This is a genomic window from Lutibacter sp., from assembly GCF_030692605.1.
In the GTDB taxonomy this organism is placed as follows: Bacteria; Bacteroidota; Bacteroidia; order Flavobacteriales; family Flavobacteriaceae; genus Lutibacter.
On sequence record NZ_JAUYUD010000114.1, the window covers coordinates 30,714 to 43,940 of the forward strand.

Genomic DNA, 13,227 nt, shown 5'->3' on the forward strand with positions numbered 1-13,227 from the left:
ATGTGTTTTTTTTATTATATTTTTGCAACTTCACATTCCTTAATTTAATACTAACAAAATGACATCAAAAAAGCATAAAGTAACTATTGCGCAAGTATTTAAAGAATTTATTTGGCCACGAAGGAAAATGCTTTTTGTGGGTCTTTTCTTAATAATTGTAAGCCGATTGGCCGCTTTGGTTTTACCTGGCGCAAGCAAATATTTAATAGATGATGTAATTGTAAATAAAGACTTTGAGTTATTGAAAATATTATTATTAGTGGTTGTTGCATCTATAATTGTTCAAGCAGTAACGTCATTTATATTAACTAGATTATTAAGTGTAGAAGCACAACGTTTAATTTCGCAATTGAGGGTAAAGGTTCAAAAACAGATATTAACCTTACCAATAGGTTATTTTGATAATCAAAAATCGGGGGCTCTAGTTTCTAGAATTATGAATGATGTTGAAGGTGTTCGAAATTTGATTGGAACAGGCCTAGTTCAATTAATAGGGGGTAGTTTAACAGCTGTTGTTGCGTTAATTTTGTTAATTAGAATCAATCCTTTAATGACAGTTTATGTACTAGTTCCAATTTCAATATTTGCGATAATTGCCTTAAAAGCATTTGGGTATATTCGACCTATTTTTAAAGAAAGATCCATTATAAATGCCGAAGTTACCGGAAGGTTAACAGAAACTTTAAATGGTGTAAGAGTAATTAAAGGGTTTAATGCAGAAGCACAAGAAATTGCAACGTTTGAAAAAGGTGTTGAAAGATTGTATTTAAACGTAAAAACGAGTTTAACTTCAACAGCATTATTAACTAGTTCATCTACTTTTTTATTGGGAATGGCAACGGCAGGAATTATGGGAATGGGTGGTTATTTTATTATAAAAGGAGAAATGACCTTTGGAGATTTTCTATCTTTTACCTTATACTTGGGCTTTATGATTGCGCCTATTGTGCAAATGAGCAACATAGGAAGCCAGTTAACTGAATCTTTTGCAGGTTTGGACAGAACGGAAGAAATAATGAATATGAAACCTGAAGACAATCCAGAAGTGCGCACAGAGATTTTAACTGAATTAAAAGGCGACATCATTTTTGAAGACGTTTCGTTTTCTTACGAAGATGGAAATGAAGTAATTCATAGTATCTCTTTTGAAGCTCCGCAAGGATCGATAATAGCATTAGTTGGCTCATCAGGTTCTGGAAAATCGACCATCGCTGGATTAGCAGCTTCTTTTTTAAATCCAGATTCTGGTAAAATTACTGTGGACGGAAAAGATTTGGCTAAAATATCGTTGAATAGCTTCAGAAAAAATTTAGGAGTGGTGTTACAAGATGAATTTTTGTTTGAAGGAACCATTAGAGAAAACATTTTATTTTCTAAACCAGATGCTTCTGAAGAAGAAATTCAATTAGCGGTAAAATCTGCTTATGTTAGTGAATTTACAGATCGATTTGAGAAAGGCTTAGAAACAGTTATTGGAGAGCGTGGGGTTAAATTATCAGGTGGTCAGCGGCAACGATTGGCCATTGCTAGAGCTATTTTGGCAAATCCAAAAATTATTATTTTAGACGAAGCTACATCAAGTTTAGATACCGAAAGTGAAACATATATTCAACAAAGTTTAAATCAATTAATTCAAGGAAGAACCACCTTTGTAATTGCACACAGGTTAAGTACAATTAGACAAGCAAGCCAAATATTGGTTATTGAAAATGGTATTATTGCTGAACAAGGGAATCACGACGAATTAATAGCCAAAAAAGGACGCTATTTTGATTTATATACCTATCAGGCTAGAATATAAATGATGAATTATTTACATTAAGAAAAATTTAACAATCTAAAACAGAGGAAATATTCGTATTGAACGACTTAGTTTATAATATTGATTAATTTTACAAATTCTAATAAAAAATGAAATCATTTTAACTGATGAAAAAAATATTATTTTTAATTGTCTTCGTTCTTATAAGTATTAATAATTATGCTCAAATTCACGACCCTGTAAAATGGTCAACATCTGTTGAAAAAATTTCGGACAATGAATTTTATTTGGTGAGTACTGCAACTATTGAAGAGGGATGGCATTTGTATTCTCAAAATGTACCTGAAAATGGTCCAATTCCTACAAATTTTATATATAATTTAAACAGTAATTTCGAATTGGTTGATAAAACTTCGGAAGAAGAAGGACATATTGTTGATGATCCAATTTTTGAAATGAAAATTAAATATTTTAGTACGAAAGCAATTTTTAAGCAACGTGTTAAACTATTAATTGGAGGTGCTCAAACAATTAAAGGAGAAGTGGAATTTATGGTTTGCGATGATACAAGCTGTTTGCCACCAACAATAGAAGATCTTGAGTATTTAATAAAAGAAAACGATGCTAAAATTACAGAAATTGTGGCTCCAGAAGCTTTAAAATCTGATAAAAATAAATCGAGCAGAACTTTATTAAGTATATTTTTAATTGCATTTTTTTCTGGTTTTGCCGCATTGTTAACCCCTTGTGTATTTCCTATGATTCCTATGACTGTAAGTTTCTTTACCAAACAAAGTAAAAATAGAACTACAGGGATAAGAAATGCCATTATTTTTGGAATTTCGATAGTGGTAATTTATGTTGTTTTAGGTTTATTAGTAAGCGTTATTTTTGGTCCAAATGCTTTAAATGCATTATCTACAAACGTGTGGTTTAATGTTATTTTCTTTTTACTATTGTTGATTTTTGCAGTATCGTTTTTAGGTGCTTTTGAATTAACACTACCAAGTTCTTGGGGGACAAAAGCAGATGCTCAGGCCGACAAAGGTGGTATTATTGGTATCTTTTTTATGGCGTTAGCATTGGCAATTGTTTCTTTTTCTTGTACAGGACCAATTGTTGGCTATTTGTTAGTTGATGCTGCAGTGGGTGGAAATCAAATTGGACCAATTATAGGTATGTTAGGTTTTTCATTAGCGTTAGCAATTCCTTTTGGGTTGTTTGCAGCTTTTCCTGGTTGGATGAATTCATTACCAAAATCAGGTGGTTGGTTAAATACAGTTAAAGTGGTTTTAGGATTTTTAGAACTAGCCTTAGCGTTTAAATTTTTATCGAATGCCGACTTAGTATTGCAATTACATTGGTTAGAACGAGAAGTATTTTTAGCCATTTGGATTGCAATATTTGGAACCCTAGCATTGTACCTTTTTGGTAAAATACAATTACCTCATGATTCACCAATAACTCATATTTCTGTGGGTAGATTGAGCCTTGGGTTGTTATCGTTATCATTTACTATATATATGATCCCAGGTTTATGGGGAGCGCCATTAAACTTAATTAGCGCATTTCCTCCGGCACAGCATTATGCCGAGTCACCTTATGGAGTGGGTTTTACCAAACAAAATAACCCAACTTCAATAAGTGAAATGGATTCAAAAATACCAGAGGGAGCTCATTTAATGGCGCCACATAATATTTTGGCTTTTAACGATTACGAAAAAGGATTGGCTTATGCAAAACAAGTAAATAAACCTGTGATGCTAGACTTTACGGGGCACGCCTGTGTTAATTGCAGAAAGATGGAGCAAAATGTATGGGCGAAAGAAAAGGTATTACAAATTTTGAAAAACGAGGTGGTTTTAATTTCATTGTATGTTGATGATAAAAGAGAATTACCAGACGGAGAAGCGGTAGATTCAAAACTAAACCCAGGTAAAAAGTTAAGATATATTGGTCAGAAATGGAGTGAATTTCAAACCATTAAATACGGTGCAAATGCACAACCGTTTTATGTGTTAATGGATCACAACGAAGAAAATTTGATTGATCCGGTTGCCTACACTCCAGATGTTGATGTTTATCATAATTGGTTAAAAGTAGGAATTTCAAAATTTAATAAATAGATTTTGATTGTAACAGATTCATTTTATGTTTATAAATTCAATTTGTTAAATCAATACATATTATGAAATTATTCAAAAATACATTCTTTAAATCTAAACAAGTGAAAGAAACGTCTTTTGAAGATTCAGTACCTTCTAAATTAGAAATATATTTTCAAAAATTTAGAGAAAACATTGTTGGAGTTCATCAAAAATTTCAATCGCCATATGGTGAACAAAAAATTATTTATACTGATTGGACTGCGAGCGGACGTTTATATAGACCAATTGAGGATAAACTAGTAAACGAATTTGGACCTTTTGTTGCAAATACACATACAGAAACTTCAATTACAGGCTCTACAATGACCCTGGCTTATCATAAAGCCCAAGTAATAATTAAGCAACATGTAAATGCATCAAACGACGACGTTTTAATTACCAACGGAACTGGAATGACAGGTGTGGTTAATAAATTTCAACGAATTTTGGGATTAAAAGTCTCGGAGAATTTAAAAAATTATACAATGGTTCCAGATGAATTACGACCAATTGTATTTATTACCCATATGGAACACCATTCTAATCAAACTTCTTGGTTAGAAACTATTGCGAATGTTGAAATAATACCTTGTCAAGATTCAGGTCTTATTTGTTTTGATAGTTTTAAAAAATTGCTTGAAAAATATAAAGAAAGACCGATAAAAATAGCCTCTGTTACGGCTTGTTCAAATGTAACTGGAATCAGGACCGATTATCATAAAATAGCAAAAATTATTCACCAACAAGGTGGACTATGTTTTGTTGATTTTGCTTGTTCTGCTCCTTACGTTCAAATTGATATGCATCCTGCTGACCCGGAAGGTTACTTGGATGCAATTTTCTTTTCACCACATAAATTTTTAGGTGGTCCGGGAACCTCTGGGGTACTAATATTTAATAAAAAATTGTATAAAAATTTAGTGCCAGATAGCCCTGGTGGAGGCACTGTAAATTACACAAACCCTTGGGGAGACCACGATTATATAGACGACATAGAAACCAGAGAAGATGGGGGAACGCCAGGTTTTTTACAAACCATTAAAATTGCTTTAGCAATAAAGCTGAAAGAAGAGATGGGAGTTGTTAATATGCTTGAAAGAGAACATGAGTTAAACACGTTTATTTTTAAAAAGCTATCGAGCATTTCAAATTTGAATATTTTAGCCGCCAACCATACAGATAGATTGGGAATTTTTTCATTTTATATAACAGATGTTCATTTTAATTTAATTGTGAAATTATTAAATGATAGATTTGGAATTCAAACACGAGGTGGGTGTTCTTGTGCCGGTACCTATGGTCATTTTTTGCTTCATGTAGATCAGCAAAAATCAAAAAGTATTGAGGAGAAAATTATGAGCGGTTGTTTAATTGAACGACCGGGATGGATTAGAATGTCGATTCACCCAACCATTACAAATCAAGAAGTCCAGTTTGTTTGTGAAAGCATCAAAAAAGTTGCTGAAAACTATAAAGAATGGGGATTAGATTATAATTATGATGCCATCAAAAACGAATATATTCATAAAACTGCTGCATCAATTGAAAATGAAATAGTAGCAAATTGGTTTGCTTAAATAATGAATTTTAAAATTTATATCAAATAGTATTTATCAATGGATAATTTTATTTTTTATCTTAAACAAGGCTTATTCCACGTATTGGATTGGAATGCTTATGACCACATTTTATTTTTAATTGCATTGGTCGTTATTTACGATTTTAAAAATTGGGGAAAATTGGCGTGGCTGGTAACACTTTTTACCATTGGTCACACATTATCATTAATCTTGGCGGCATACAAAATAGTGAATGTGAGTGGAGATTGGATTGAATTTTTAATACCTGTAACTATTTTAATTACCGCTGTAGCAAATGTTATTTTTTCAAAAAACGTTAATAAATACGCTAAAACAAGCACAAATTTGATTTTTGCATTATTTTTTGGGTTAATTCATGGGCTCGGATTTTCAAGCTATTTTAAAATGATTATTGGAAATGAGGAAGATAAGTTTATTCCATTGTTAGAATTTGCGTTGGGTATCGAAATTTCCCAAATTATAATTGTAATAATTGTACTTATTTTGAGTTTTATTTTTCAATCACTTTTTAGATTTTCAAAAAGAGATTGGGTATTGGTTTCTTCTTCAATTGTTATTGGAATGGTACTTCCAATTTTAAAGAGTTCAATATTTTGGTAAAATTATAACAGTGCATTTGTCTAATTCTTAATATATTGGTAGCATAGAATAAATTATGGATAAAAAACAACTAAAATACGATGAGGCTTATATGCGAATGGCTTTTGAATGGGCAAAATTATCGTATTGTGAACGGAAAAAAGTAGGAGCATTAATTGTAAAAGATAGAATGATTATTTCGGATGGATTTAACGGAACTCCAACCGGATTTGAAAATTGTTGTGAAGAGGAAGGGTCTACAAAGTGGTATGTTTTACATGCTGAAGCAAATGCAATATTAAAAGTTGCTGCATCAACACAATCTTGTAAAAACTCAACGTTATATATTACCATGTCTCCTTGCAAAGAATGCAGTAAATTAATTCATCAATCAGGAATAAAAAGAGTTGTATATGCAAATGCATATAAAGACACTACAGGGCTTGAATTTTTACAAAAAGCAGGTGTAGAATTAACATATCTTAATAACATAAAATGAAAAAAAGTAAAATATATCTTCCATTAATTATTGGTGTTGCTATTGCTGCAGGAATTTTGATTGGCAGCAATTTCAATTTTAAAAATAAGCCAGCCTTTTTCAGCTCAAATTCCAACGAGTCTAAAATAAAAAAGTTGATAAACTTTATCGAATTTGATTATGTTGATAAAGTTGATACTGATAGTTTGTTAGATGAGGCTATTTCTAATATTTTACTAAAATTAGATCCGCATTCTGTATATATTCCAAAAGAAGAATTAAAACAACTTACAGAAAGTATGCAAGGTAGTTTTGTTGGTATTGGAGTCACTTTTTTAATGTACCAAGATACGGTAACAGTAACTAATGTAATTGAAGGTGGGCCAAGCGAAAGAGCAGGCCTTATAGACGGAGATAGAATTTTAATTGCCGGGAGAGATACATTATTTGGCAAAAGTATTGAGAAAAAAGCACATTTAAATGCTATCGAAAAAGGAACTCCAATTGGAAACAGAAAGGTAAGTGATGCGGTAATGAAAGCGTTAAAAGGAGAACCAGACACAAAAGTTGAAATTACAGTTTATAGAAGATCGAGCAATAAAGTGCTAAAAATTCCAATTACTAGAGGAGAGGTTGAAATAAAGAGCGTTACCGCTCATTATATGATTAATAAAAATCTTGGGTATATTAATATTGAGCGTTTTGCTAGAACAACCTATGATGAATTTAAGGGAGCATTAGATGAGTTAAAAGCTAAAGGAATGACAGCGCTGGTATTAGATTTAAGAGGGAATCCAGGTGGCTTTATGGACATTGCGAATAACATAATAGATGAATTTTTAGAAGATGGAAAACTAATAGTTTATACTAAAAATAAATCTGGATCAGTTGAAAAATCATTTTCAACAAAAAAAGGGGATTTTGAGAATGGAGATGTGTATGTTTTAATAGATCAAAATTCAGCGTCTGCAAGTGAAATTGTAGCTGGAGCATTGCAAGACAATGATAAAGGAATAATAATTGGCCGTCGCTCTTTCGGTAAAGGATTAGTGCAACAAGAAATGGGATTAGGTGACGGGTCTGCAGTACGGTTAACAGTTTCACGCTATTATACTCCTACAGGAAGATCAATTCAAAAACCGTATGAACATGGTTCAAATAATGTATATAATAATGACTATATAGAAAGAATTCATAATGGTGAGTTGTTTTCAAGAGATAGTATAAAAGTTGATAAAAAAAGAAAATATATTACTCCAAAAGGAAAAGAAGTTTATGGTGGAGGGGGAATTATCCCAGATATTTTCGTGCCATTAGACACTTTAAATGGTTTTAGTACAGTTTATTATGGACAGATTAACGATTTTATTTTCACTTATATAGATAACCATAGAACAGAAATGAATAAATGGACTATGGATAATTTTGTTGCTAATTTTGATAAGGATGAGAGAATATTTAATCTTTATATCAAAGAATTAGATTTAAAATTCCCCGTAGCTCCATTAATTAGAAAAAACTTAAAAATATATTTTAATGCTGTTGTAGCACGAAATTTATTTGAAGAAACTGGTTATTATTTAATTACTCATAAGGAGGATACCATGATTCAAAAAGTACTTGAGTTAGAGGCTAAGAAGAAAATAAAAACTAAATAAATGGGCATATTTTAAATTTTGAAAATAACAAGAAAAATATATTTTGCCTCGGATCAACATTTTGGAGCTCCTACTTTTGAATTAAGTAAAGTAAGAGAACAAAAATTTGTGAATTGGCTTGATGTTATTAAAATAGATGCCGAAGTTATTTTCTTGTTAGGAGATTTATTCGATTTTTGGTTCGAGTATAAAAAAGCGGTTCCAAAAGGTTTTGTACGCGTTTTAGGAAAATTGGCCGAATTGCAAGATAGCGGAATTCAAATTCACTTTTTTGTTGGTAATCACGATTTATGGATGAATGATTATTTTGAAAAAGAACTAAATATTCCTGTATATCACCAACCAAAAGAGTTTCAATTTAATGATAAATTTTTTTTAATTGGACATGGAGATGGTTTAGGTCCTGGCGATAAGGGTTATAAACGAATGAAAAAAGTATTTACTAATCCGTTTTCTAAATGGCTTTATAAATGGCTTCATCCAGATATTGGTATACGTTTAGCACAATATCTATCTGTATCAAATAAATTAATTTCAGGAGCCGAAGATGTAAAATTTTTAGGAGAAGAAAATGAATGGTTGGCTCAATATTGTAAAAAGAAATTAACAGAGAAATACTATGATTTTTTTATTTTTGGACATCGTCATCTGCCTTTAGAAATAAGTATTTCTGAAACTTCAAAATACATAAATACAGGCGATTGGATTGTTCATTTTACCTATGCCGTTTTTGAGGGAGAAAAATTAGAGTTAAAAACATTCGGGTTAATCTAAATAAAACATTTTTTTAAGTGATTAAAAATAAACAGTAACAGTATTTTAATATTTGATGTAAACATTCGTCAAAAAAAAGGGATGTTTAAAATTTTCAAAAAAAAACTTAATTTAAAGTTGTTAATTTCTTATTAAACCCTTGTTATTCCTTAAATTTTTAACCAATTTTTAACAAAGAAACAGAAAAAAAATCCGCTATTTGCAGTGCGAATTAAAGGGTGCCATTTTGCACAAAAAAATATAGAATTATGATAGAAGATACCAATACTACATTTGATATTAAAGCTATTAATGAAAAAATAGAAAGAGAAAGTGCTTTTGTTGATTTGTTAATGATGGAAATGAACAAAGTTATTGTAGGACAAAAACATATGGTTGAACGACTTTTAATAGGTTTATTAGGCAATGGGCATATTTTGCTTGAAGGTGTTCCTGGATTAGCTAAAACACTTGCTATTAACACCTTAGCTAAAGCTGTTGATGGTAAGTTTAGTAGAATTCAGTTTACACCAGATTTGTTGCCTGCAGATGTTGTAGGAACAATGATTTACAGTGTAAAAGACAATGATTTTACCATAAAAAAAGGACCAATTTTCGCAAACTTTGTTTTAGCAGATGAGATTAACAGAGCGCCTGCAAAAGTGCAATCGGCATTATTAGAAGCAATGCAAGAGCGACAAATTACTATTGGAGATACTACTTTTAAATTAGACGAGCCTTTTTTAGTAATGGCAACTCAAAACCCTATAGAGCAAGAAGGAACGTATCCGTTGCCCGAAGCACAAGTGGATCGTTTTATGCTTAAAACGGTAATTGATTACCCTAAAATGGATGAAGAACAATTGATTATGCGTCAGAATTTAAATGATTCTAGCGCAACGGTTAATTCGGTAGCGTCTTTAGCACAAATTAAAAAAGCCAGACAAGCCGTGAAGGAAGTTTACATGGATGAAAAAATCGAAAAATATATATTAGATATTGTTTTCGCAACGCGTTATCCTGAAAAATACAACTTACAAGAATTAAAAGGTCTTATTAGTTTTGGAGCTTCACCTAGAGGAAGTATCAACCTTGCCCTTTCAGCTAAATGTTATGCTTTTATTAAACGAAGAGGATATGTAATTCCTGAAGATGTACGCGCAGTTGTGCACGATGTGCTTCGTCATAGAATTGGAATTACTTATGAAGCCGAGGCTGAAAACATTACTTCAGAAGACATAATTAATAAAATTGTAAATCAAGTAGAAGTCCCTTAAGCCCCTTTTAATTCCCCAAAGGGGAAATTTAAGAAAGCTTAAATAGTAAAATTTAACAAAAAGTCCTCTTTCCTTTGGAGAGAGGGTTGGGAGAGAGGCCAATGGATACCAAAGAAATACTTAAAAAAGTTCGAAAAATAGAGATTAAGACTCGTAAGCTGTCTGATCATATTTTTTCAGGTGAATATCATAGTTCATTTAAAGGACGCGGTATGACTTTTTCCGAAGTGCGTCAATATCAATATGGAGACGATGTGAGAGCTATTGACTGGAATGTTACTGCTCGATTTAATGAACCATATATAAAAGTTTTTGAGGAAGAAAGAGAGCTAACTATGATGTTGTTAGTTGATATAAGTGGTTCAGAATTTTTTGGAACAACACAACAATTTAAAAGAGACACCATTACAGAAATTGCTGCAACCTTAGCGTTTTCGGCAATACAAAATAACGATAAAGTTGGTTTGATGCTGTTTTCTGATTCGGTAGAGTTATTTATTCCTCCTAAAAAGGGGAAAAGTCACGTTTTAAGAATTATTAGGGAATTAATAGAATTTCATCCAAAAAGCACCAATACTAATATTACCGAAGCGCTTAAATTTTTATCGAGTGTAATAAAAAAGAAAGCGATTGTTTTTATGTTGTCCGATTTTATAGATACCGCCTATGAACAAACGCTTAAAATAGTCGGTAAAAAACACGATTTAACTGGAATAAGAGTATTTGATAAACATGATGTGGAAATTCCAAATTTAGGAATGGTTCATATGTTAGATGCAGAAACAGGGAATACCATTGTAGTTAATACGGCTTCAAAAAAAGTGAGAACAAGCTACAAGGCAAATTATCTAGAAAGTGTCGATTATTTTGAAAAATCTTTTAGTCATAGTGGTGCAGGAGTTATAAGCACAAGAATTGACGAAGGTTATGTTAAAAAATTATTAGGATATTTTAAACGCAAAGGAGCAAGATAGCCAATTGAAAAGAGAGTTTATGCGGAATTTAAGGAAACATTTAGTTTATATATTTTTAGTTATTGGTATTATTGGATATTCCCAGCAAAACCTAATAAAAGTAACTGTTGATACTACTGCTATTAAAATTGGAGAACAAATTCAATATAAAATAAGTGTTGAAGGAAAAAGAAACATTCTTTTTTCAAAATTCGCTTTAGATAGCTTGGGAAAAATAGAAGTTGTTGAATCGTTTCCAGTAGATACCCTTAAAAACAGCTTAGAAAAAAGATATTTACTTACAAGTTTTGATAGTGGTCGGTATGTGATTCCAAAACAACAAGTGCTTCTTAATAATAAAATATACCTTACAGATTCGGTATTGATAAATGTTGCCACCGTAAAAGTTGACACGTTAAAACAAAAAATGTTTGAGATAAAAGCAATTAAAAGCGAACCAAAAACATTTGATGATTATAAACCATTATTATGGTGGATATTATTGATTTTGGCCATAATTGCAATTGCACTCTATTTTATTTTAAGAAAGAAAAAAGTAAAAGAAATACCTGTAATTTATATTGCTCCAATTCAAGAAGCAATGCAACGTTTAAAAGAATTAGACGAAAAGCAATTGTTACAGCAAAACAAAATTAAATTGTATTATACGGAATTAACCGAAATTGTTAGAACGTATATAGAAAAAGAAACTCATATACCAGCACTAGAATCAACTACGAATGAATTGATTGAAACGATTATAGATTTTAATTCATCAAGTAATTTAGGAATTTCTAAAAACACCATAATAGAATTAAAAGAAGTATTACAAAGTGCTGATTTAGTAAAATTTGCAAAGTCAAAACCAATAGTTGAAGAAATTAAACAGCATAGAAACCTATCTGAACAAATTATTCAAAATATAAAAACCATTAAAAAAGAAGAAAATGAACTGGAATAATTTTGAGTTTATGCATCCTCAGTTTTTGTGGCTTTTACTAGTAGTGCCACTTATTGGGTTATGGTTTTTCTTCAATAGAAAAAAGGATACAGCTACCTTAAAAATGGCAAGCACCAAAGGTTTTCTAAAAAGCGAATCATTTATTTCGAAGTTAAAACCTGTTTTATATGGTTTAAGACTGATTTCAATTTCATTATTGTTAGTTGCGCTAGCAAGGCCAAGAATAGTAGAGGTTAGCGAACAAACCAAAACAAATAAAGGAATTGATATTGTTATGGCAATTGACGTTTCGGCTAGTATGTTGGCAAGAGATTTAAAACCGAACAGGCTAGAAGCATTAAAAATTGTAGCCACAGAATTTGTAAATCAGCGTCCAAATGATCGTATTGGAATAGTGGTATATGCTGGAGAAAGTTTTACACAAACACCCATTACAAGCGATAAAAGAATAATTAGAAACACCATTGAAAACATAAAGTGGGGTGACCTTGAAGGAGGAACAGCAGTTGGAATGGGTTTAGGATCGGCCGTAAATAGGTTAAAAGAGAGTAAAGCCACTAGTAAAGTAATTATTTTACTTACAGATGGTGTTAATAATACTGGATTTGTAGACCCAAAAACGGCTACAGAATTAGCGGTTGGACTTGGCATAAAAGTATACACCATTGGTATTGGAACCAACGGAACGGCATCATTCCCGTATGCTCAAGATCCAGTCACAGGGCAATTGTTATTTAGAAATTCGCCTGTTGAAATTGATGAAGAATTGCTAAAATATATTGCAAAAGAAACAGAAGGTAGGTATTTTAGAGCAACAGACAATAGTAAACTAAAAGCCATTTATCAAGAAATTAATAAATTGGAAAAAACAGAGGTTGAGGAATTTAAATATTATAATTACCAAGAAAAATATAGAATATTGGTGATTTTAGCACTGTTTTTAATTGCAATAGAATTGGCGCTAAAACATACCATATTTAGAAGTTTTATTTAGAAAGTTAAATGTTTAGATATCAAAAGTTGAAAATCAAACTATAAACTGAAAGTTTAGAACTTAA

Annotated in this window: 11 protein-coding genes; all 11 read left to right on the forward strand. The window is 31.3% G+C overall.

What is annotated here, in order from left to right; genetic code table 11:
* The first annotated feature begins 58 nt into the window (after nucleotides 1–58).
* The 11 genes from Q8S45_RS12265 to Q8S45_RS12315 all read left to right on the forward strand — a co-directional run bounded on the left by Q8S45_RS12265 (nucleotide 59) and on the right by Q8S45_RS12315 (nucleotide 13,163).
* The gene (locus Q8S45_RS12265) at nucleotides 59–1,801 is read left to right on the forward strand and encodes an ABC transporter ATP-binding protein (protein ID WP_305605260.1); all 1,743 of its coding nucleotides are present in this window, start codon (nucleotides 59–61) and stop codon (nucleotides 1,799–1,801) included.
* A 128-nt stretch (nucleotides 1,802–1,929) separates the two neighbouring features.
* Complete coding sequence (locus Q8S45_RS12270) at nucleotides 1,930–3,888, forward strand: cytochrome c biogenesis protein CcdA (RefSeq protein WP_305605263.1); 1,959 nt, start codon at nucleotides 1,930–1,932, stop codon at nucleotides 3,886–3,888.
* Between the two features lie 62 nt (nucleotides 3,889–3,950).
* The gene (locus Q8S45_RS12275; RefSeq protein ID WP_305605266.1) at nucleotides 3,951–5,486 is read left to right on the forward strand and encodes an aminotransferase class V-fold PLP-dependent enzyme; all 1,536 of its coding nucleotides are present in this window, start codon (nucleotides 3,951–3,953) and stop codon (nucleotides 5,484–5,486) included.
* A 39-nt stretch (nucleotides 5,487–5,525) separates the two neighbouring features.
* On the forward strand, nucleotides 5,526–6,110 hold the full coding sequence (locus tag Q8S45_RS12280) for a HupE/UreJ family protein (protein WP_305605268.1): 585 nt from the start codon (nucleotides 5,526–5,528) through the stop codon (nucleotides 6,108–6,110).
* 55 nt (nucleotides 6,111–6,165) lie between these two features.
* Nucleotides 6,166–6,588: a cytidine/deoxycytidylate deaminase family protein gene (locus Q8S45_RS12285; protein ID WP_371133022.1), complete on the forward strand. Its 423-nt coding sequence runs from the start codon at nucleotides 6,166–6,168 to the stop codon at nucleotides 6,586–6,588.
* A complete protein-coding gene (locus tag Q8S45_RS12290) occupies nucleotides 6,585–8,225 on the forward strand; it encodes a S41 family peptidase (protein WP_305605271.1) in 1,641 nt (546 codons plus the stop codon). Before Q8S45_RS12285 ends, Q8S45_RS12290 begins: the two co-directional genes overlap by 4 nt.
* Before the next feature lie 18 nt (nucleotides 8,226–8,243).
* Nucleotides 8,244–8,999 (forward strand): UDP-2,3-diacylglucosamine diphosphatase, encoded by a 756-nt coding sequence (locus Q8S45_RS12295; RefSeq protein ID WP_305605274.1) that lies wholly within the window; start codon nucleotides 8,244–8,246, stop codon nucleotides 8,997–8,999.
* 248 nt (nucleotides 9,000–9,247) lie between these two features.
* Nucleotides 9,248–10,255 carry a MoxR family ATPase gene (locus Q8S45_RS12300; protein WP_305605277.1) on the forward strand — a complete coding sequence of 336 codons (1,008 nt, stop codon included), beginning with the start codon at nucleotides 9,248–9,250 and terminating at the stop codon, nucleotides 10,253–10,255.
* A 101-nt stretch (nucleotides 10,256–10,356) separates the two neighbouring features.
* A complete protein-coding gene (locus tag Q8S45_RS12305; protein ID WP_305605397.1) occupies nucleotides 10,357–11,229 on the forward strand; it encodes a DUF58 domain-containing protein in 873 nt (290 codons plus the stop codon).
* A 19-nt stretch (nucleotides 11,230–11,248) separates the two neighbouring features.
* The gene (locus tag Q8S45_RS12310) at nucleotides 11,249–12,169 is read left to right on the forward strand and encodes a hypothetical protein (RefSeq protein WP_305605279.1); all 921 of its coding nucleotides are present in this window, start codon (nucleotides 11,249–11,251) and stop codon (nucleotides 12,167–12,169) included.
* Nucleotides 12,156–13,163 (forward strand): VWA domain-containing protein, encoded by a 1,008-nt coding sequence (locus Q8S45_RS12315; RefSeq protein ID WP_305605281.1) that lies wholly within the window; start codon nucleotides 12,156–12,158, stop codon nucleotides 13,161–13,163. The genes Q8S45_RS12310 and Q8S45_RS12315 overlap by 14 nt, the downstream gene beginning before the upstream one ends.
* The last annotated feature ends 64 nt before the right edge of the window (nucleotides 13,164–13,227 follow it).